The organism is Streptomyces sp. YS-3 (assembly GCF_045257485.1).
Taxonomy (GTDB): Bacteria; Actinomycetota; Actinomycetes; order Streptomycetales; family Streptomycetaceae; genus Streptomyces.
In genome coordinates, this window is sequence record NZ_JBJHPC010000072.1 from 1 (window position 1) to 19,307 (window position 19,307).

A 19,307-nucleotide genomic window follows, 5' to 3' on the forward strand; every position below is an offset into this window, starting at 1 on the left:
GGGTGGGCGCGCACGCATAGCGGGTGAGTTCGGCACCTGACGTGGACCGTTCGCGGGCGGTGGGTTCACTTCGCGGGTGGCGGGCGCTCCGAGGCGGTATCGATTCCGTGACATGGAATGGACCGGTCCGCCGCTCAAGTCCTCATAGATTCACTCATACACCGCTACTTCCTCCCGTACCAGCCCGCCATAATGCCGGGGTTCGAGGAGGGCGGCCGGTGTGTCGTTCATTGTCTCTATCAGTACGTCCCCACACAGGAGTTGCCTTGCGTTACGCCCTTCGCGCCGGATTAGCCGTCACCGCGCTCGCCGGTTCCGCCCTTCTCCCGACCACCGCGTACGCGGCCTCGTCGCACGGCGCCCGCAGCGCCTCTTCCGCCGCACCGTCCGCCGCTCAGTGCACCGTCGTCAAGACGGATTCGATCGGCGCGGGCACGGATGCGCGGATGACGATGAGCCCGCAAGGCCCCTCGGTCGTCTTCCTGGACCAGGCCGACGGCACGCAGATCAAGGAGTTCGGCACCCTCGACCGCAGCCGTCCCGCGCTTCCGGAGTCGGCGGGTATCGAGGAGGAGATACTCAACCCCTACGGCTCGAAGCCCCAGTTGCTGACCAAGACCCAGGGCGGCAGGGACGGCGAGTCCGGGCTCCTGAGCTTCCCCAGGCTGCCCAAGGGCTGTTCGCTCGACGAAGGCCTGGTCATCAAGGAGTGCACCGTCGTGCAGCACGAGGACATCGGCGCGGGCACCGAGGCCCGGATGACGATGAGCCCGAACGGCCCCTCGGTGCGCTTCTACGACTGGGGCGACGGCACGCAGATCGTGCGGTGGGGGACCCTCGACCGCACCCGACCCAAGCTCCCGGAGTCGGCCGGTATCTACGCCGAGATCCTGCAGCCGGCCGGCCGGTCGCCGCAGCTGAAGGTGAAGACCCAGGGCGGCAACATCGAGTACGGGTACACCGACTTCGCCAAGATGCCCAAGGGGTGCCCGCTCAACTAGGGGTACCGGTTGCGGTGACGGGCGCGCCCCGCCCGTCACTTCTCCAGCAACGGCCGCAGATGCGCGTGAGCCCAGCCGCTCAGCGGAGTGGGCGTGGTGGTGAGCAGGTCGCGGGGCTGCTCGGGGGTCAGGTCGCGGGATCCGGCGGTCATCCCGACCATGCCCTCGATCGCCGATGGGGGCAGCCCCGCCGCGCGCAGCGCGTCCCTCGTCGCGTCGTCGTCGACGGGGTTCACCCGGACCGGGCGCCCGAGCGCGTCGGTGAGGATCCGCGCGACCTGGCGGAAGGTGAGGTCCTCCGGTCCGTGGACGGCCTGCACCACGCGGCCCTGCCAGGCGTCGCTCAGCAGCCGGGCGGCCACCACGTCACCGATGTCGCGCGGGTCGACCCAGGGCATCGGGTGGTCGGGATCGAACGCCGTCGTCAGGACACCGTCGGCGATTCCGTCGAGGTCGAACAGCAAGTTGGTGAAGAAGTACGCGCAGCGCAGGTGCAGGACGTCCGCGCCGGTCGCGTCGAGCCGTTCCTCGATCCCGGCCAGCGCGTCGATGTGCCCGACCCCATGCCGCTTCTCCGCCCCGATACTGCTGAGCAGCACCACTCGCGGCACCTCCCCGGCCTGAGCCGCCTCGATGAGGGGCGCCGCGTTACGCAGCGAGGTGTCGATCGGGTCGGCCGTGGTGTGGGGCGTCGGGTCCACCCAGAAGACCGTCCGCACGCCCACCACCGCCTCTCGGACGAACTCGGCGTCCGTCAGGTCGCCTTGGCGTACGTCGACGCGCGCCCGGGTCTCGTCGTCCAGGCGGTCCGGGTCGCGGACCAGGACGCGCGGGCGGACGCCGGCTTGCAGCAGCAGCCGCACCACGCGCGATCCCACGTGTCCGGTCGGTGTGGTCACCGCGATGGTCATCGGGTGTCCCTTTCGTGGACTTCAGGGGCAGTCTGCACTCTAGGGTGCCGCGTACCCGGTCATCTCGCCGTGCAAGCCCGTAAGCCCGTAAGTCTGGCCGTGGGGCCGCCCAGAAGCCTGTGGGCCGTCGGCCCCCGGCCTTCCAATTGACCTCGGATTCCAGCCGTGAATTGCACTCCTTGACGGGTCTTTGAGCTACGTAAAGTAGTGATCACAGCGACACCGAGTCCGCCGCAAGACCGAACGGGGAACCACCATGAACAGCACGAACGCCACCTCCGACGCCGTCCTCACCCGCGCTGCCGAGGCCGAGACCTGTGCCGACCCGAGCAGTGTCATGACGCTGCTGGCCGACACGGACGCACCGGGCGGCGGCTTCACCTCGTACCGCTCCACCTTCGCCAAGGGAGCCGTCGGCGCTCCCGCGCACTTCCACACCAAGGCGACGGAACTCTTCTTCGTGATCAGCGGCTCCCTCCAGGTGCTGGTGGGCGAGGAGGTCACCATCCTGAACGCCGGGGACTTCCTCTCCGTGCCCCCGCACACCCCGCACGCCTTCGCCGCGGCCCCGGGATGCGAGGCCGACGTCCTCTTCACCTTCACGCCCGGTATGGGCCGCTTCGACTACCTGCGGCTGCTCGGCAGCGTGATGCGCGGTGAGACCGACCCGAAGAAGATCGCGGAGTCCTCCGAGCGCTACGACAACCACTACGTCGACAGCCCCGCCTGGCGCGCCGCGCTCGCCGTCGCCGCGTCCTGAACAACCGGGAACAACCGGGCGCGCGACCGGCGGCGGTGCCGTGGTGACGGCACCGCTCGCCCGAGTCGGTTGTCGCGTCCCGAGGCCCGAGCGCTGTCGTCGGGCGCCGTTGTCAGTGCCCCTGGCTAGGGTCTTCTCCAGAGCAGTCCGCTCAAGGTCAGCAAGGAGAGGATGCGTCATGAGCAGCACCGACAACCGCGGTTACGAGGGATTCTCGGCCGAGGAGCGGGCCGCGATGAAGGATCACGCCCAGGAGCTGAAGTCGGCCGCGAGACGCACCTCGCGCGCGGACAAGGCGGCCCAGGCGGTGCAGGACGTTCTCACGAAGATCGGCGAGATGCGGGACCCAGACCGGATCATGGCCGAGCGCGTCCACGCGGTCGTCACCGCCACGGCTCCGACGCTCGCGCCGAAGCTCTGGTACGGGATGCCGGCGTACGCACTGGAGGGCAAGGTCGTCTGCTTCTTCCAGAGCGCGGAGAAGTTCAAGACCCGTTACGCCACTTTGGGCTTCAGCGATCAGGCCCAGCTCGACGAGGGCACGATGTGGGCCTCCGCCTTCGCCCTGACCGAGGTGACGCCCGAGGTGGAGGCGCGGATCGCCGCGCTCGTGAAGCAGGCGGTGAGCTGAGGCGCGCGCCCTCGGGGCGTGCCGGGCCCCTCAGCGCACCAGCGGTGCCGACCGAGACCGCCTCGTCATGCGTTGTCCGGGCCGCCCGTCAGGGCTTGGTCATGACCAACAGATCGACGACGTACGTCTCTTCGACCATGCCGTCCGGGAAGACCTCGCCCAGCAGCTCGCGCTCCTCGACCAGGAACTCCTGTGTCCTGGCCTCGTCCAGCACCAGGAACGCCGAGTGGCTGGTGATGTTCGCCAGGTGGGTGCCGAGAGGTACGGTCCGGCTCCAGCGGAGCAGGCGACGGGTGTGGGGAAGACCGGCCAGCCCCGCGAGACGGCCGGCGCTGCTGTCGTCGGGCCGGCGACGGTCCTGGGGCCGGAGGCCGCTCCAGTGCGCGACGCGCTCGTCCTGGGCGACGGCCCAGGGCACGTCGGGGGCACCCGTGTTCCACCAGAGGGCGAGCGCGCCGCCGGGCCTCAGCACACGGAGCGCTTCCGGCACGGAGCGGCTGGTGTCCGTCCAGTGCCAGGACTGGGCGTACGTGATCAGATCGCGGGAGAGGTCGGCGAGCGGCAGCGCGTTGCCGTCACCCAGGACGATCGGCACCTCGGGCAGGGCGCGTCGGAACTCGGCGGCCATGCCGTCGCCCGGCTCGACGGCTATGACCTCGGCGCCCCGCTCGTGCAGTAACGCCGTGGCGATACCGGTGCCCGCGCCGACGTCCGCGACGCGAGCGCCGGCGAGCGGGCGGCCCGTGATCTCCTCGATGGCGTCGAAGAGGACAGGCGGGTAGGAAGGGCGGTTCGCGGCGTATTGGGCGGCAGCCGTGCTGAAGGAAAGGGCGCGCGAAACAGAAGTCATACGGCCATCCTTCCCCATGCGTCCCCTTGGGCTCGGCCGCCCTTGCCGGGTCCGACGGGATCGGGCGCGGCCTCGCGACACCGTCCTGCGCGCGTCGGCCATCGTCCCGGCTTTGTTGGCCGAGGGGTTGCTGTTGAGCCGGGGACGGTGGCTGTCACGCTCGTTCCAGCCCTTGTGGCTCCGGCGGTGGGCTCTCTCCTGGCCCGGCCGCCGGGTGCGGTGAACGCGGAGGTCCCCCGTCTCGGCGTGCGCCGCGGGTGTCTGCCCGCCATCGGGCGGCGGGCAGACACCCTTTCCACGGCCCGCCCGGCCCCGCCTCCCGCCACATCGACGTGGCCGACGCGTTGCGTGCCGGATGCCCTCTTCGCGCTGTCTGCTTCGAACGTCAAGACGCAATGCGGCCATCCAAGTCGATCACGCCAGAGGCCGAACACGTCTTCCCGTGGCCCGGGAGCAGGCCGTCGCCCTCCCCGCACCGCCGTCAACCGCCGTCCCACGGACCGCGATACCGCGCTCCAGACCCCCAGGACTGTGGCCGGATTAGTCATCTGACAGGTGTTCGGATCCGGCAATACTCGGCACTGGGCAGTCCGCCCACTTTCCTACGTCCGGAGGCCGCAGATGCCCCAGACCAGTGTTCCCGCCACCGCCGTGCTCAACGCCTGGCTGTCCGGCGCCGAGAGTGCGTACGGCCAGTCCAACCCCGCCGGTCCGCTCTACGTCGGCGGCGCCGCCGCCGAGGCCGCGCTGACCGACCCGAGCGACTCCCTGTACGGGTTCTGCTCCAGCCCGAGTGGCTCGCGCGGAAGCTGGTGTTGCTGACCGTTCATGGGTGCCCCCGCAGAGGTCCTTCCGCGGGGCGCGCCTCCTGAGCATCCCGGCCGGCGCGCCCGAGGGGCGCGCCGCCGCCGGGTGACGCTCGTGGACAGAAGCGTACGGAAACAAGGAAAGAAAGACGGGTGGGGAACCGCTCACCATGCCGCGGCGCGCTTGCGGGCCGGGGCTGGTCGCGCGGTTCCCCACGCCGCGTGGAGCACGTGGTGGAGCAACGGGTGGGGCGCCTCGACGGCGCCGACGTGTGACGGATGGGGAAGGGGCGGGCCTTGGACCGATCGGCGCCGGAGAAGAAGGACGAGGCGGAGTGGTTCGTCCGCCCCGTACGCAGCATCGCCCGGCCATGGCGTGCGGAGCTGGCCCGGCGGCTGGCCGCCGTGGACGCCCTGACGAGCGCCGAGCGCGATGTGGTGCTGGAGGCGGGCCACACCGCCCTGCTCGGCTCCCTGCACGCGAAGCTGTCCCGGCTGTTCCTGATCGAACTGCACGCCCTGCGCATGGCGGAAGGCGGCGGACACCCGGGAGACGACACGGCGACCTGGTGCGCCTTCATCGAACAGGCCGAGGACGAGGACTACCTCGACCGGCTGGCCGACCGCTACCCAACGCTCGGACCGCGGATCGCTTCGGTGGCGAGGCTGTCGGTGACGGCCACAGCCGGCTTCGCCGCACGGCTGGCAGCCGACCGGAAACTGCTGGCACCGCTCCTGGGCGCGCCCGCCGGGGAGATACGGGCCGTCGTCTTCGGCGAGGGCGACACCCACCGGGGCGGTCTGACGGTCAGCCGGGTCGACTTCGACGGCGGCAGCGTCATGTACAAACCCCGCCCCTCGCAGGCGGATGTGGCTCTGGGCGAGCTGCTGGAGGACGTGTTCGCGGACTTCCCCGACGCGCCCCGACCCGATGAGCGTATCCGTGTCCCCCGGACGCTGGTGCGCGACGGCTATGGCTGGGCCGAGTTCGTACGCCACCGCTACTGCGCGGACGAAGTCGAACTCGCCGCGTTCTACCGCAACGTCGGGCACTGGCTCGCCGTCCTGCGCTTCACCGGCGGCACCGACATGCACGCCGAGAACATGATCGCGGCGGGCCCGGTGCCGGTGATCGTCGACGCGGAGACGCTCTTCGACGCCCCCGCCCCCTTCCCGGCGAGCGGCCGGGGCGACGCGGTGGACGTGGCGGCGGCGGCCATCCGCCGTACGGTGCTGCGCACCGGACTGCTGCCCGTACGCGGCACCGGCTTCGCACTGGGCGGGGTGGACATCTCCGGGGTCGGGGCGCTGCCCGGCCAGCAGCCGCTGATTCCCAACCCTGTGATCGCGGACGGTGGCACCGCCGCGGCCCGCTTCGAAGTGGACCTGGTGGCCATGCCCACCGCGGGCAACCACCCCAGCCCCACCCCGGTGCTCAGCACGTACTGGGACCGGGTCCTGGCGGGCTTCCGCGAGATGACCGCGCGACTGCGCCGGCCGGGCACCGACCCGTACAGGATGCTGCGCCGCTTCGAGGGTGCACAGGTGCGGCGCATCCTGCGGCCGACACAGGCGTACGTCGACATCGGGAGGATGCTGTGGCACCCCGCGTCGTTGCACGACGAGGCGGCGGCCGTCGAGCGTGCCCGCGACATCCTGCGGCGCAACGCGGAGGTGCTGCCCGGCGCCCCCACCGAGCGTGCGGCGATCGACGGCGAGATAGCGGACCTGCTGGCCGGGGACGTCCCGATGTCCACCTTCGTGGTGGACGCGGCCGTCGTACACGCGACGGTCGAGGACTGGCGCACCGCCGATCTGCCCCTGGAGGAGGCGGTGATCCAGGACGCGCTGGTGGGGGCCTACCTCAACGAGCGTTCACTGCCCCAGCGGGTCCAGGCCGCCGCCCGCGACCCGCACGCCCGGGACCGGGAGCGGCGGCGCCGCGACCTGGCCACCCAGATGGTGCGCCGGCTGTGCGACGGCGCGGTGCGCGGCGAGGACGGCACGGTCACCTGGATCAGTCCGGTCTTCACCCCGGCCGGATGGTCCATCAGGGTGCTGCCCGCCGACCTGTACACCGGGCAGGGAGGTGTGGCGCTGACGCTCGCGGAGTACGTCACCGAGGCGCGGGCCGGGCGGGCGGACGAAGTGCCGGGTGTCTCCGAGGCGTTCGAGGGCGCGCTGCGGGTGCTCATCGGCACCGAGGACCGCACGCCGACACCCTCGGCCGGCGCGTTCAGCGGGGCGGCGTCGCAGGTGTGGACGTGGCTGGCGCTGCACCGGGTGCTCGGTGACGGGTGGTTGGTGGAGCGGGCGGCACAGCGGGCGCTGCTGCTCGCACAGGGGCCGCTGGTCGAGGACGACGTGGAGGTGGATCTGCTCAACGGGGCGGCCGGGGGAATCGTTCCGCTGCTCAACCTGGCGCAGGAGACCGGGCAGGACCGCTGGCTCGACGCCGCCGCGCGCATCGGCCGTCGGCTGTCCGGGCTCGCCGATGTCGACGCCGAGGGGGCGCGCTGGACGACCCGGCTCAACCCCGAGGGCATCGGCGGCTTCGCGCACGGCGCCACCGGCATCGGCTGGGCGCTGACCCGGCTGGCCCTGAGCGACGCGGGCTCCGCGGCCGAACGCCGCGCCTGGGCCCGTCTCGGCGAACGCGCCTTCGCCTTCCAGGAGTCGCTCTACCGGCCCGAGCAGGGCAACTGGCTCGATGTGCGCGTCGGCGCCGAGGAGGACTTCTTCACCAGCTGGTGCCACGGGAGCGCGGGGATCGGCATCGGCATGCTCGACCTGCACCGGCGTACGGGCGACCCCGCCCATCTGGACATGGCCCGGCGCGCCGCACAGGCCTGCGCCGCCGAGGGCTTCGGCTGGAGCCACACGTTGTGCCACGGCGACCTGGGGTTGTGGGAGTTCCTGACGTCCGTGGGTGCCGGTGACGCCGATGACCTCGACGGCGAGATACTCAGCGGCCTCGAACAGCGCGGGCCGGTGGGGGGTTTGGCCCGCGAGGCCTTCTCGCCGAGCCTGATGTCGGGGCTGGCCGGGGTGCTCCACACCCTGCTGCGGATGCACCCCGGGGCCGCCCTGCCCAATCCCCTTCTCCTGGACTGAAGGGGGGCGTTGGAAGGTTCGGACTGGTCAGCCGATCCTGTTGCCGCAGATGTTGATGGGGGCGTCGATGACGACCTGGATCAGGTTGCCGGAGAGGAAGCCGGGGGAGTTGGCGACGTACCCCTCGGCGTAGGCGCTGCCATGGTTGGTGCACTCCCCGCCGCGGGAGTCACCGCGGTCGTTGTCCCAGCGGTCACGGTCACCGCGGTCCCGGTCATTGCGGTCACGGTCACCGTGCTGGCGGTGGTCACCGTGTTCACGGTGGTCACGGTCACCGTGGTCGCGGTCGCCATAGGAGCCGTGGCCGCCGTAACCGTGGCCCGGGCCGTGGTCGGCCATGGCGGGAGCGGCGGAACCGAGGGTCAGGGCAGTGCCGACAAGAGCGGCGAGCAGGTACTTCTTGGTGTTGGTCATATGGACATGAAAACCGTTGGAATACGATCCCGCGCGCCGGGATCGGACGGTTCACTCACTTGCCCGAAGCGGCCGGTGTCCGAGGCGGAACGGGGAGGAGGAGACCGCGGGAAACGACGAAGGCAAGGAGCTCGTCCGCTCCTTGCCACTCTCAAGGTATAGCGCACCGGGGGGCTTGCGGCAAGACCCCCGTCATGCCGCAGACTCACAGGCCGATGCCAGGACCTGCGGAAACGGGAAACATTCATGATCGACGTGATCGTCGCCGGCGGGGGACCGACCGGCTTGATGCTCGCCTGTGAACTGCGGCTGCACGGAGTGCGCGTGGTCGTACTGGAGAAACTGACCGAGCCCACCGAGCAGTCGCGCGGGCAGGGCCTGCACGCACGCAGCGTCGAGGTGATGGACCAACGCGGCCTGCTGGACCGGTTCCTCGCGGTCAGTGAGAAGTTCCAGGTCGGTGGTCTGTTCGGCGGTGTGGTGAAGGCGTGGCCGGAGGGGCTGGACACGGCCCACCCGTTTGGCGTCGCCACCCCGCAGCCGGTCACCGAGCGGCTGCTCACCGAGCGTGCCCTGGAACTCGGTGCCGAGATCCGGCGCGGCTGCGAAGTGGCCGGGCTGAACCAGGACGAGCACGGGGTGGATGTCGAGCTGGCGGACGGCACGCGGGTGCGCTCGCGCTACCTCGTCGGGTGCGACGGAGGCCGCAGCACCGTGCGCGGACTGCTCGGTGTCGCCTTCCCCGGCGAACCGGCCACGGTCGAGACGCTGCTGGGCCAGATGGAGGTGGCCGAGGACCCCGCCACGGTCGCCGCCGCCGTCAAGGAGGTCAATCGGACGCAGTTCCGGTTCGCCGTCGGCCCTCCCGACGCCACGGGTGTGTGCCGCGTCGTGGTGCCCGCCGACGGGATCACCGAGGACCGCGCGGCCGAGCCGACCCTCGACGACTTCAAGCAGCGGTTGCGCGCGTACGCGGGAACCGACTTCGGGGTGCACTCGCCGCGGTGGCTCTCGCGGTTCGGGGACGCCACCCGTCAGGCGGAGCGCTACCGAGTCGGCCGGGTGTTCCTCGCCGGGGACGCGGCGCACATCCACCCGCCCACCGGCGGTCAGGGGATGAACCTGGGGGTGCAGGACGCGTTCAACCTCGGCTGGAAGCTGGCCGGCGCCGTCAACGGCTGGGCGCCCGACACGCTCCTCGACAGCTACCACACCGAGCGGCACCCGGTCGGCGCCGCCGTACTGGAGAACACCCGCGCGCAGATCACGCTCCTCGGCGCCGACGCCGGTGCGACCGCGCTGCGGAACCTCTTCGCGAAGCTGATGGACTTCGAGGAGGTGAACCGGTACGTGACGGGAATGATCACCGCGGTCGACGTCGCCTACGACTTCGGCGAGGGCCACGCACTCCTCGGCAGACGGCTGCGGGACGTGCGGCTGACGCGGGGGCGTCTGTACGAGCTGCTGCGCGGGGGCCGCGGCCTGCTGCTCGACCGGACCGGCTCACTCTCGGTGGAGGGCTGGTCGGACCGGGTGGACCACGTCGTCGACGCCGGTGCCGAACTGGACGTGCCCGCCGTACTGCTGCGGCCGGACGGCCATGTGGCGTGGGTCGGTGACGACCGCGGGGATCTGCTCGCCCACTTGCCCACCTGGTTCGGCGCGGCGGCGGTGGCCGACGGAGCGAACCCCGCCCGGTGACCCGCCACCCCGCCGCGGCCGGCCGCCGACCGGGGCGTGCCGTGTGGCAGCGCGCCCCGGCCGGTCCGCTCACGGCAGGAAGTACATGGGGTTGGGGATCTTGTACGTCTGGTCGGCGTGGCCGCCCGCGAGGTCGGTGTACTGGTCGCCCAGGTTGGCGACGATCCGGTAGCCGAGGCTCTCGATGTGCCGGCGGGTGCCCGCCTTGTAGTCGACCGTGGAGCAGGTCCAGGTGGGCTTGGCGCAGCTCAGGTAGGCCGGGGGATTGACCTTGTCCTTGAGGAAGAAGTGCGCGCTGTCGACCGGGACGCCGTAGCCCGCCGAGGTGAGGTTGGTGGCGCTCGCCTCGCGCTGCGAGGCGTCGCGGCCGGTGAGGAAGAAGACGGTGACACCCTTCTTGGCCGCGTAGTTGACCAGGTCGGGCATCCCGAAGACGGCTATGGAGCGCGCGCTCTGGACGTACGCGTTGAAGGCGGCGGCGTTGTACGCGAAGCCGTTCTTCTTCTCGTAGTCGTACGTCAGCAGGGTCGTGTCGTCCACGTCGAGGACGATCGCGGGCTTGCGGCCGTCGTGGCCGGGGTGCTCGGCGGCCTGGCTGATCCGGCGCTTGGCACGGGCCTCGATCGAGGCGACCTGCTTGGCGTAGTTGCTGGTGGGGGAGGCCTGGTAGGCGCCGGTCGAGTCGGGAGCACCGCCGTAATAGGCGTTGATCCTGTCCTCGACCTTGGTGATGTTGGGGATCTCCTTGTCGCTCTTCGGCGTGCTGTTCCCGGCGGTGGCCGCGCCGGCGCCGTAGAAGGCGGCGCCGGTGACGGCGAGGGCGGCGACGGTTGCCGCGGTCTTGGTGACAGTGCGCATGGGCAAGGTCTACGCGCATCACACAGGGTCCCGCCAGGGTGTTTGATCAATTCTTTACCGGCGGGTAACGAAAGGGTGGGTCCGTCGGGACGGACCCACCGTGTGCGGTGCGGCTGTGCGGAGGGGGAGAGGCTCACACCCCGCTGAGCGAGAGCTTCGCGGCGAAGCCGAGGAAGAGGACGCCCGCCGCCGATGTGGCGCCCGCCGAGAGCCGCTTGCGGCGGCGGAAGGCGGCGGCCAGCCGGGTCCCGCTGAATATCAGCGTGGACAGATACAGGAAGCTCGCCAGCTGGAGCAGGGTGCCGAGCACCAGGAACGACAGCGCCGGATAGGCGTACCCCGGGTCCACGAACTGCACGAAGAAGGAGATCAGGAACAGGATCGCCTTGGGGTTGAAGAGGCTGAGCACCAGTGCGCGCCGGTAGGGCCGCTCGACGGCCGCGCCCTGCTGGAGTTCGTCGGCCGTGGCGGGCTCGGCCACCGCGTGGCGGTTGCGCCACATGCCGAGGGCCTGGCGCAGCATGCCGAGCGCCATCCAGGAGAGATACCCGGCGCCGGCGTACTTGACGATGGCGAACAGCAGCGGCGTCGTCTGCAGCAGCGAGGCGGCCCCGAGCGCGGAGAGCGTCATCAGGACCGTGTCCCCGGTCCACACCCCGGCGGCGGCGACGTATCCCGTACGCACACCGCGCCGGGCCGCGACGGAGAGCACGTACAGGGAGTTGGGCCCCGGCGCCAAAATGATCAGCACCAGGCCCATGAGGTATGTCGGAAGATCGGTTACACCCAGCATGCGGGGGAGTGTCGCACACCGGTGCGAGGTGGGGCGGGGGTGTTTCACGATGCGGCGCCGGGCGCCGCTCCCTCGTGCGTTGCGGCGGATACCTCCCCCGGCCGTTCGCCCGGCGCCGCGCGTCGGAAGGCCGCGCGGTAGTCCCTGGGACGCCGCCCGGTGTGCCGGGCGAACAGGGCCGCGAACGTCGCGGAGTCCCGGTAACCGACCGCCGAGGAGATACCGGCGACGGTACGGTCCGTGGTCTCCAGGAGGTGGCGGGCGCGCCGGACGCGTGCGGACTGCAGATACTCCAGCGGGCTCCGGCCCGTCTCCTCGGCGAAGCGCCGCAGCAGGGTCCGGGTGCTGACGTTGAAGGCGTCCGACAGAGCCGTGAGGTCGTAACGGGAGGCGAGGGTTTGGTCGAGGTGCCGCATCACCCGGTGGGAGAACTCGTCGCCGGGGCGCGGCAGCAGCCGCGCGTCGACATAGGGGGTCTGTGACGTACGCGCGTCGTCGACGAGGGCGATCCGCGCGGTCGTCCGTGCCACGCCCGCGCCGCTGTGCCGGCGGATCAGGTCCAGCGCGAAGTCGTACATCGCGCTGAAGGCAGCCGTCGTCGTCACCCCCTCCTCGGTGACGACCAGGCGGTCCGGGCGGACATCGGCGCCGGGGCAGCGCCGGGACAGTTCGTCCGCGAAGAGCCATGACGTCGTCGCTCGGCGCCGGTCCAGGAGTCCCGCCTCGGCGAGCAGGAACGCACCGACGCAGATCGACACCACGGCACGGCCCGTGGCGCAGTGGGAGCGGATCGCCGCGATCTCCGGGGCGAGGGGGGCGAGGACGGTGTCCAGGTCGAGGCCCGGCACGAGCTCGAAGCCCGGTACGACGAGGACGTCGACCTCGCGCAGCGGAGCGACGCCCAGGGCCGCGCCGCCCGACGCCGTGACGTGACGGCGGGGCGAGACGACGGACACCTCGTACCCGGCGTGGCCCGGCCCGGCGACATGCGAGGCCATCGTCAGCAGATCGGGCACGCCGAACACCTCGGAGGCGAAACACCCCGGATAGGCAAGGACCCCCACACGCAACGCGCTCACGCCGCCTCCTCCCGTCGTGGCTCATGGCGAGATTACCGTCGTGCATGGCGATCCGGCCCCTCCTCGCGCACGGGCACACGCGGGCAGGCTTGCCGCCATGAGTGCTGCCAACGAACGCCCTGACGACGACGCGATCGAGGATTTCTCCCGTCGGCTCGTGGAGGTCGAGGGAGTGGTGAAGACGGTGTACGTGGCCGGGGCCGGGCCGGCCGTCGTGCTGATGCCGGAGATGCCCGGCATCAGCCCCGACGTCCTGCGGCTGGCACGGTGGATACGGGAGGCGGGCTTCACCGTCCACGTCCCCTCGCTGTTCGGGGTGGACGGCGCCTACCCCACGGCCGAAGCCGGGACCGAGATCGTGCGGCGCGCGTGCGTCAGCGCCGAGTTCCGTGCGTTCGCCGACGGCGGCACCAGCCCCGTCACCGCCTGGCTGCGCGGGCTCGCGCGCCTCGCGCACGCCGAATGCGGCGGCCCGGGAGTCGGTGCGATCGGACTCTGCTTCACCGGCAACTTCGCGCTCACCATGGCGCTGGAGCCGTCCGTCGTGGCGCCGGTCCTCAACCACCCCTCGCTGCCGCTGGACGATCCCGCCGGGCTGGAGATCGGCGAGGAGGACGCGGCAGCGGTCCGCGACCGCGTCGCCCGTGACGGACTCAAGGTGCTCGCCTACCGCTTCGACAACGACCGCTGGTGCACCGGCCAGCGTTTCGCCGCCTACCGCAAACTCCTCGGCGACGCCTTCGACGGCCGTGTCCTGGACGGCGGTTGCGCCCGCACCGACCCGCCGCCGTTCTTCGCCGACGTGGTCGCCACCCCGCACAGTGTCGTCACCGCCCACCTCGTGGACGAGGCCGGGCACCCCACGGTGAAGGCCCGGGACGAGATCCTCGCGTTCCTGGCCGAACGGCTGAACCCACCTGGAGAAAGGGCCGACGCCCGCACCCCCTGACCGCCCGGCCGCTGAGCCGTGTCGGTGAGGCGCGCCCTAGGGCAGATCGCCGTTGCCGCCGAGGTTGGCGACGACGCGGCGCAGGACGTCGATGGTCGCCGCGTAGGCGGCGTCGTCGATGCCCGTCCGCAGCCGTGTGTGCACCTCGGCGTTACGGTCGTGGGCCCGCAGGCGCCCCGCCTCACCCGCCTCGGTGAGCACCAGCGTGCCGTCGGTCTCCGCGATCCAGCCACGGGAGGCGAGGTCGGTGAAGACGGCGTCGAAGACGGTGTGCTGGTCGTCGAAGGGGGTCAGCTTCGCGGTGAGCGAGGACCGGGTCCAGTGCCCGGGGGCACCGGCTATGTGGTTGAGGGCCCACCAGTGCGGCTGGGTGAGGTCCTCCACGGCGAGTGCGGCGCGCAGACCATCGGTGACCAGGCCCGCGGCCTCTCGGCTCCAGTAGCCGATCGGCTGGGCGGCGAGTGTGTCCTGGGGGTACTCCTTGATCGTCATGCGGCGACCGTAAAACCTCAAGTGGACATGAGGTCAACTCTTTCCCGGGCCGCGAGCCAGCGGCAGCCGCCGACGCCGCGTCCCGCGTTTCCCGTGGTGCCGCCGGTGGCACAGTGGTTCCATGTGCGGCCGTTACGTCTCCACCCGTAGCCCCGAGGACCTGGTCCGCCTCTTCCGCGTCACCGACTGGCGTACGGAGGAGCGCCTGGCGCCGAGCTGGAACGTCGCGCCGACCGACGAGGTGTGGGCCGTCCTGGAGCGCACCGCGCGCGGGCACGACGACGCCGGACCCGTGGGTCGGCAGTTGCGGCCGTTGCGCTGGGGCCTGGTGCCGCCGTGGGCGAAGGACGTGAAGGCCGGCGCCCGCATGATCAACGCCCGGGTGGAGACCGTGCACGAGAAGCCCGCCTTCCGCCGCGAGTTCCTCAAGCACCGCTGTCTCCTGCCCGCCGACGGTTTCTACGAGTGGCAGCAGGAGAAGGACCCGGCCACCGGCAAACCCCGTAAGCAGCCGTACTTCATCCATCCCGAGGACGACCAGGTGATGGCGCTCGCCGGGTTGTACGCGTACTGGCGCGACCGTTCCGTCAAACACGACGACGACCCGGGTGCGTGGGTGGTGACCTGCACCATCATTACCACCGAGGCCACCGACGCGGCCGGCCGCGTACACCCCCGCATGCCCCTGGCGCTGACCGAGGACCACTACGACGCCTGGCTCGACCCCCACCACCACGACCCGGACGAACTGCGCGCCCTGCTGGACCGCCCTGCAGACGGCCACCTGGACGCCCGACCGGTCTCCCCGGCGGTGAACAACGTGCGCAACAATGGGCCGGAGCTGCTGGAGGGGTGACGGGGGTGTAGTAAGCGGAGACCGCCCCCTCAGGGGGACCGGCCGGAACGGCCGTCTGTGGTGTGGAATTTGGGTGCGGGGTGGCAGGGTGCGTGATAGGACAGTCGCTGATCATCGGCTTGGTTCCAGGGGGAGTTATGAGCAGCGGTCAACAGGTCGTCAACGGTGACGGTCCGGTCACCCTCGTCACCGGCGGGGCCAGCGGGATCGGGGCGGCGACCGTGCGGCGGCTTCTCGCGGACGGCCAGCGGGTCACCGTAACCGGACGCGATCAGGCAAAGCTCGATGCCTTCGCCGCTGAACTCGGGGCCGGGGAAGCCCTGTTGGCCGTGGCCGCCGACACCACCGACTACGCCGCCGTGCGGGCGGCGGTCGAAGCGACCGTCAAGGCGTTCGGGCGGCTCGACCGCGTCGTCGCCAACGCCGGTTTCTCCACCCATGACAACCTCGCCGACGGCGATCCCGAGCAGTGGCGCGAGATGCTGCTGGTGAACGTCCTCGGCCCCGCCCTCCTGGTGAAGGCGGCGCTCCCGGAACTCACCGCCAACGGCGGCCGGATCGTCCTGGTGGGCAGCACCGCGGGTATCAAGAACACCCCGGGCAACATGTACTCGGTCAGCAAGAGCGCCCTCACCTCCCTCGCCGAGAACACCCGCGTCCTGGTCACCGGCTCCGGGGTCGGTGTCACCCTGATCGCCCCCGGCCGCGTCGCCACCCCCTTCTGGAGCGGCCATCCGCAGGGAGCCGCCCCGCAGGGTCCGGTGATGACGGCGGAGAACGTCGCCGACGCCATCACCTGGGCGCTCGGCCAGCCGACGGGGGTGGAGGTCAACAGCGTGGTGGTCCGTCCGGCCGGTCAGGTCCACTGATCCACGGGCGCACGGGGGACGAGCCGTGAGAAACCTGTATCAGCGCTTCGCGGGCAGCAGCCTGGAACGGCTGTCCGCCCTCAGTGACGGAATCTTCGCCGTCGCGATGACCCTGCTCGTCCTCGACCTGCATGTGCCCGAGATGCCCGACGGACACGGCGCCGGACCCCTGTGGTCCGACGGCTCCTGGGCCGCCGAACGGCGACTCGCGTCACAGCTCGGCCACCTCGCCCCGCACATGCTGGTGTATCTGCTGGGTTTTCTGACCCTGGGCATGTTCTGGGTCGGCCAGCAGACCCAGCTCACTCACCTGGCGCGCGGCGACCGCCACCTCACCTGGATCCACCTGGCGTTCCTCACCGCGGTCGCCCTGATGCCGTTCTCGACCGCCCTGCTCGCCGAGTACACCGCCTTCCGCCTGGCGCTGGTGGTGTACTGGCTCCATCTGCTCCTGCTCGGAATGCTGTTGCTGGCGAGTCTGCGGTACGCGGCACGGGCCGATCTCTTCACCCACGGCGAGGGCGACGGTGCGTTCACCCACGTGATGCGGGCGGCGGCCGAACGGCGCATCGTGATCGCCCAGATCCTGTACGCCGTCTCGGTGCTGCTCGGCGTCTTCAGTACGTATCTGAGCGTCGGACTTATCGTGCTGCTCCAGATCAACTCCGCGCTGGCGCCCAGGGTATGGCCGCTGGACCGCTTCTGACGCTCCTCGGGGGGTGGGGGCTCCGGCGTCGGGACGCCGACCTCCACCTGCCTGTACTCATACGGGTGGTTTAGCGTCACCCTCCACCTGCCCTCCTCCGGGCGCAGGATGCTTGCCACCTGAGTTGTCCGTGCGACGTGGGTGGAGATGGTCATGGCGAACGGTAGTGTCCTGCTGGCCTTGCGCGAGGATCCCCTCGGCGGGGGAGCCGGGGCGGAGCAACTGCGGAGGATCGGCAAGGAGCTGGAGAACCGCGGCCTGGAGGTGCGCTGGGCGCGGACCGCGGAGGCCGCCTGCGCGGCCCTGCGGACCGAGGCGGGTCTTACGGCAGCCGTGGTGGCGTGGGAGCTGCCGTCCGCGAACGGGAAGCCCACCGACGCCGACACACAGGGCGCGGAGACGGGCGGCGCCGCCGCCCTGCGGCAGATCTCCCGGCGGTTCAAGGACCTGCCGGTCTTCGTCGTCATGCCGGAGGACTCCGACCACGGCCTGGAGCAACTGCCGCTGTGGGTGGCGGAGACCGTCGTCGGGTACATCTGGCCGCTGGAGGACACCCCCTCCTTCATCGCCGGCCGGGTCGCCCACGCCGCACACGCCTACGGCGACGCGGTGCTTCCGCCGTTCTTCAAAGCGCTCCGGCGTTTCGACGACGCGCACGAATACTCCTGGCACACCCCCGCGCACTCGGGCGGTGTGGCCTTCTTGAAGTCACCGGTGGGCCGGGCGTTCTTCGACTACTACGGCGAGCGCCTGTTCCGTACGGACCTCTCCATCTCCGTGGGGGAGCTGGGCTCCCTCTTCGAGCACAACGGACCCATCGGCGAGGCCGAGCGCCACGCCGCCCGGATCTTCGGCGCCGACCGCACGTACTTCGTCCTGCACGGCGACTCCACGGCTGACCGCATGGTCGGCCACTACTGCGTCACCACCGACGAGATCGCCCTCGTGGACCGCAACTGCCACAAGTCGGTGCTGCATGGTCTCGTGATCTCCGGGGCGCGCCCGGTCTACCTCGTGCCGACCCGCAACGGCTACGGCCTGGCGGGCCCGCTCCCCGCGAGCGAGACAGCCGCGGACGCGGTCGCCGCACGGATCGCCGCCCACCCGCTGACACCGGGCGCGGTCTCCCCCGACGCCCAGTACGCGGTGATCACCAACTCCACGTACGACGGGCTGTGTTACGACACCGTGCAGACCGCGCGGGCCCTGGCGCCCAGCACCCCGCGGCTCCACTTCGACGAGGCTTGGTTCGCGTACGCGCGCTTCCACCCGCTCTACGCCCGCCGGTACGGCATGGCCGTGGGCCCGGACACCTTCGACGGCGGGGAACGGCCCACCGTCTTCTCCACCCAGTCCACCCACAAGCTGCTGGCCGCGCTCTCCCAGTCCGCGATGGTGCACGTACGGTCGTCTCCCCGTGCCCCGGTCGAACACGACCGGTTCAACGAGGCGTTCATGATGCACGGGACCACCTCGCCGCTCTATCCCGCGATCGCCTCCCTGGACGTGGCCGCGGCGATGATGGACGGTCCGCAGGGCCAGTGGCTGATCAACGAGGCGGTCACCGAGGCCATCCGGTTCAGGCAGGCCGTCGTACGTATCGGGCGCCGTATCGCCGCCGCCGGGGACCGCCCGAGCTGGTTCTTCGGCGTCTGGCAGCCCGAGACCGTGGTCGATCCGGACACCGGGTCCCGTACACCGTTCGCCGACGCCTCACCGGCGCTGCTCGCTCGTGAACCGGGCTGCTGGGAGCTCGAACCCGACGCCGACTGGCACGGTTTCCCCGGTCTGAGCGCGGGTCAGTGCATGCTGGACCCGATCAAGGTGACGCTGACCTGTCCCGGGGTGTCGGCGGCGGGCCGCAGCGAACCGTGGGGTATTCCGGCGCGCATCCTGACCGCCTATCTCGCCGAGCGCGGCATCGTCGTGGAGAAGACCGACACGTACACCACGCTCATCCTCTTCTCCATGGGCATCACCAAGGGCAAGTGGGGCACCCTGATGGACGCCCTGATGGACTTCAAGGCGCTCCACGACGCGCAGACCCCGCTGCGACAGGTGCTGCCCCGGCTCGTCGAGTCCTATCCGAAGCGCTACGGCCGGACCACCCTGCGCGGTCTGTGCCAGGAGATGCACGAACACCTCACCCGCGCCGACCTGATCGACGCCCTGGACACGGCCTTCCGCGACCTGCCGCGCCCGGTCGTCCCGCCCCAGCGCTGCTACCAGCAGCTGATCCGCGGCGGCACCGAACGCCTGCCCCTCGCGCAGGCCTCGGGCCGGGTCGCCGCCGCCATGGTGACGGTCACTCCGCCCGGCATCCCCGTGCTGATGCCCGGAGAGGCCCTCGGCGCCCCCGACGGGCCCGTCCTGCGCTACCTCGGCGCCCTGGAGGCCTTCGACCGCGCCTTCCCCGGCTTCCACAGCGAGGCCCACGGCGTGGTCGTCGACCCGGACACGGGTGACTACCTGATCGAGTGCGTACGGGAGGAGAACCGGTCGGGGGAGTGAGGGGGG

General features: G+C 71.1%; 18 protein-coding genes. 11 read left to right on the forward strand and 7 right to left on the reverse strand.

The genetic code is table 11. The features are described 5' to 3' along the window. Nucleotides 1–266 precede the first annotated feature (266 nt). Nucleotides 267–1,001 (forward strand): hypothetical protein, encoded by a 735-nt coding sequence (locus ACJA3G_RS09510; protein ID WP_406552462.1) that lies wholly within the window; start codon nucleotides 267–269, stop codon nucleotides 999–1,001. Between the two features lie 35 nt (nucleotides 1,002–1,036). Here the strand turns inward: ACJA3G_RS09510 and ACJA3G_RS09515 are convergent, their stop codons facing one another. After that, nucleotides 1,037–1,912: an NAD(P)H-binding protein gene (locus ACJA3G_RS09515; RefSeq protein ID WP_406552463.1), complete on the reverse strand. Its 876-nt coding sequence runs from the start codon at nucleotides 1,910–1,912 to the stop codon at nucleotides 1,037–1,039. Between the two features lie 256 nt (nucleotides 1,913–2,168). On the opposite strand from ACJA3G_RS09515, the gene ACJA3G_RS09520 reads away from it, so the two are divergent. Both ACJA3G_RS09520 and ACJA3G_RS09525 read left to right on the forward strand, forming a co-directional pair. Then, entirely contained in the window at nucleotides 2,169–2,672 is a 504-nt protein-coding gene (locus tag ACJA3G_RS09520) for a cupin domain-containing protein (protein WP_406552464.1), read from the forward strand. A 178-nt stretch (nucleotides 2,673–2,850) separates the two neighbouring features. After that, nucleotides 2,851–3,303 carry an iron chaperone gene (locus tag ACJA3G_RS09525; RefSeq protein ID WP_406552465.1) on the forward strand — a complete coding sequence of 151 codons (453 nt, stop codon included), beginning with the start codon at nucleotides 2,851–2,853 and terminating at the stop codon, nucleotides 3,301–3,303. Between the two features lie 88 nt (nucleotides 3,304–3,391). Here the strand turns inward: ACJA3G_RS09525 and ACJA3G_RS09530 are convergent, their stop codons facing one another. Next, nucleotides 3,392–4,153 (reverse strand): class I SAM-dependent methyltransferase, encoded by a 762-nt coding sequence (locus tag ACJA3G_RS09530; RefSeq protein ID WP_406552466.1) that lies wholly within the window; start codon nucleotides 4,151–4,153, stop codon nucleotides 3,392–3,394. A gap of 621 nt (nucleotides 4,154–4,774) precedes the next feature. On the opposite strand from ACJA3G_RS09530, the gene ACJA3G_RS09535 reads away from it, so the two are divergent. Together ACJA3G_RS09535 and ACJA3G_RS09540 are read left to right on the forward strand one after the other, a co-directional pair. Beyond that, on the forward strand, nucleotides 4,775–4,975 hold the full coding sequence (locus ACJA3G_RS09535) for a DUF6229 family protein (RefSeq protein WP_190087684.1): 201 nt from the start codon (nucleotides 4,775–4,777) through the stop codon (nucleotides 4,973–4,975). Nucleotides 4,976–5,256: 281 nt separating this feature from the next. Then, nucleotides 5,257–8,073, forward strand: a complete 2,817-nt coding sequence (locus ACJA3G_RS09540) for a type 2 lanthipeptide synthetase LanM family protein (RefSeq protein ID WP_406552467.1) — start codon at nucleotides 5,257–5,259, stop codon at nucleotides 8,071–8,073. 27 nt (nucleotides 8,074–8,100) lie between these two features. On the opposite strand, the gene ACJA3G_RS09545 is transcribed toward ACJA3G_RS09540, so the two are convergent. Further along, nucleotides 8,101–8,487 (reverse strand): chaplin, encoded by a 387-nt coding sequence (locus ACJA3G_RS09545; RefSeq protein ID WP_406552468.1) that lies wholly within the window; start codon nucleotides 8,485–8,487, stop codon nucleotides 8,101–8,103. A 246-nt stretch (nucleotides 8,488–8,733) separates the two neighbouring features. Here ACJA3G_RS09545 and rox point away from each other — a divergent pair, with 246 nt between their 5' ends. Beyond that, nucleotides 8,734–10,188 (forward strand): rifampin monooxygenase, encoded by a 1,455-nt coding sequence (rox, locus tag ACJA3G_RS09550; protein ID WP_406552469.1) that lies wholly within the window; start codon nucleotides 8,734–8,736, stop codon nucleotides 10,186–10,188. Between the two features lie 69 nt (nucleotides 10,189–10,257). On the opposite strand, the gene ACJA3G_RS09555 is transcribed toward rox, so the two are convergent. From ACJA3G_RS09555 to ACJA3G_RS09565, 3 genes are all read right to left on the reverse strand, one after another. Further along, nucleotides 10,258–11,046 carry an HAD family acid phosphatase gene (locus ACJA3G_RS09555; protein WP_406552470.1) on the reverse strand — a complete coding sequence of 263 codons (789 nt, stop codon included), beginning with the start codon at nucleotides 11,044–11,046 and terminating at the stop codon, nucleotides 10,258–10,260. 133 nt (nucleotides 11,047–11,179) lie between these two features. After that, complete coding sequence (leuE, locus tag ACJA3G_RS09560) at nucleotides 11,180–11,839, reverse strand: leucine efflux protein LeuE (protein ID WP_406552471.1); 660 nt, start codon at nucleotides 11,837–11,839, stop codon at nucleotides 11,180–11,182. 44 nt (nucleotides 11,840–11,883) lie between these two features. Then, entirely contained in the window at nucleotides 11,884–12,918 is a 1,035-nt protein-coding gene (locus ACJA3G_RS09565; protein WP_406552472.1) for a GlxA family transcriptional regulator, read from the reverse strand. A 97-nt stretch (nucleotides 12,919–13,015) separates the two neighbouring features. Here ACJA3G_RS09565 and ACJA3G_RS09570 point away from each other — a divergent pair, with 97 nt between their 5' ends. Beyond that, complete coding sequence (locus ACJA3G_RS09570) at nucleotides 13,016–13,867, forward strand: dienelactone hydrolase family protein (protein ID WP_406552473.1); 852 nt, start codon at nucleotides 13,016–13,018, stop codon at nucleotides 13,865–13,867. Between the two features lie 36 nt (nucleotides 13,868–13,903). On the opposite strand, the gene ACJA3G_RS09575 is transcribed toward ACJA3G_RS09570, so the two are convergent. Next, nucleotides 13,904–14,359, reverse strand: coding sequence for a MarR family winged helix-turn-helix transcriptional regulator (locus tag ACJA3G_RS09575; RefSeq protein ID WP_406552474.1), 456 nt, complete (start codon nucleotides 14,357–14,359; stop codon nucleotides 13,904–13,906). 121 nt (nucleotides 14,360–14,480) lie between these two features. On the opposite strand from ACJA3G_RS09575, the gene ACJA3G_RS09580 reads away from it, so the two are divergent. The 4 genes from ACJA3G_RS09580 to ACJA3G_RS09595 all read left to right on the forward strand — a co-directional run bounded on the left by ACJA3G_RS09580 (nucleotide 14,481) and on the right by ACJA3G_RS09595 (nucleotide 19,301). Continuing rightward, complete coding sequence (locus tag ACJA3G_RS09580; RefSeq protein ID WP_406552475.1) at nucleotides 14,481–15,215, forward strand: SOS response-associated peptidase; 735 nt, start codon at nucleotides 14,481–14,483, stop codon at nucleotides 15,213–15,215. A 137-nt stretch (nucleotides 15,216–15,352) separates the two neighbouring features. Beyond that, a complete protein-coding gene (locus ACJA3G_RS09585) occupies nucleotides 15,353–16,084 on the forward strand; it encodes an SDR family oxidoreductase (protein ID WP_406552476.1) in 732 nt (243 codons plus the stop codon). 25 nt (nucleotides 16,085–16,109) lie between these two features. Next, nucleotides 16,110–16,790 (forward strand): TMEM175 family protein, encoded by a 681-nt coding sequence (locus ACJA3G_RS09590; protein ID WP_406552477.1) that lies wholly within the window; start codon nucleotides 16,110–16,112, stop codon nucleotides 16,788–16,790. A 153-nt stretch (nucleotides 16,791–16,943) separates the two neighbouring features. Continuing rightward, the gene (locus ACJA3G_RS09595; RefSeq protein ID WP_406552478.1) at nucleotides 16,944–19,301 is read left to right on the forward strand and encodes an Orn/Lys/Arg decarboxylase N-terminal domain-containing protein; all 2,358 of its coding nucleotides are present in this window, start codon (nucleotides 16,944–16,946) and stop codon (nucleotides 19,299–19,301) included. Nucleotides 19,302–19,307 lie beyond the last annotated feature (6 nt).

Coding starts and splice junctions, on each gene's coding strand:
- rox (WP_406552469.1), top strand. CDS start 8,734: ATGATCGACGTGATCGTCGCCGGCGGGGGACCGACCGGCTTGATGCTC.
- ACJA3G_RS09535 (WP_190087684.1), top strand. CDS start 4,775: ATGCCCCAGACCAGTGTTCCCGCCACCGCCGTGCTCAACGCCTGGCTG.
- ACJA3G_RS09525 (WP_406552465.1), top strand. CDS start 2,851: ATGAGCAGCACCGACAACCGCGGTTACGAGGGATTCTCGGCCGAGGAG.
- ACJA3G_RS09545 (WP_406552468.1), bottom strand. CDS start 8,487: ATGACCAACACCAAGAAGTACCTGCTCGCCGCTCTTGTCGGCACTGCC.
- ACJA3G_RS09570 (WP_406552473.1), top strand. CDS start 13,016: ATGAGTGCTGCCAACGAACGCCCTGACGACGACGCGATCGAGGATTTC.
- leuE (WP_406552471.1), bottom strand. CDS start 11,839: ATGCTGGGTGTAACCGATCTTCCGACATACCTCATGGGCCTGGTGCTG.
- ACJA3G_RS09555 (WP_406552470.1), bottom strand. CDS start 11,046: ATGCGCACTGTCACCAAGACCGCGGCAACCGTCGCCGCCCTCGCCGTC.
- ACJA3G_RS09595 (WP_406552478.1), top strand. CDS start 16,944: ATGGCGAACGGTAGTGTCCTGCTGGCCTTGCGCGAGGATCCCCTCGGC.
- ACJA3G_RS09580 (WP_406552475.1), top strand. CDS start 14,481: ATGTGCGGCCGTTACGTCTCCACCCGTAGCCCCGAGGACCTGGTCCGC.
- ACJA3G_RS09575 (WP_406552474.1), bottom strand. CDS start 14,359: ATGACGATCAAGGAGTACCCCCAGGACACACTCGCCGCCCAGCCGATC.
- ACJA3G_RS09530 (WP_406552466.1), bottom strand. CDS start 4,153: ATGACTTCTGTTTCGCGCGCCCTTTCCTTCAGCACGGCTGCCGCCCAA.
- ACJA3G_RS09585 (WP_406552476.1), top strand. CDS start 15,353: ATGAGCAGCGGTCAACAGGTCGTCAACGGTGACGGTCCGGTCACCCTC.
- ACJA3G_RS09520 (WP_406552464.1), top strand. CDS start 2,169: ATGAACAGCACGAACGCCACCTCCGACGCCGTCCTCACCCGCGCTGCC.
- ACJA3G_RS09515 (WP_406552463.1), bottom strand. CDS start 1,912: ATGACCATCGCGGTGACCACACCGACCGGACACGTGGGATCGCGCGTG.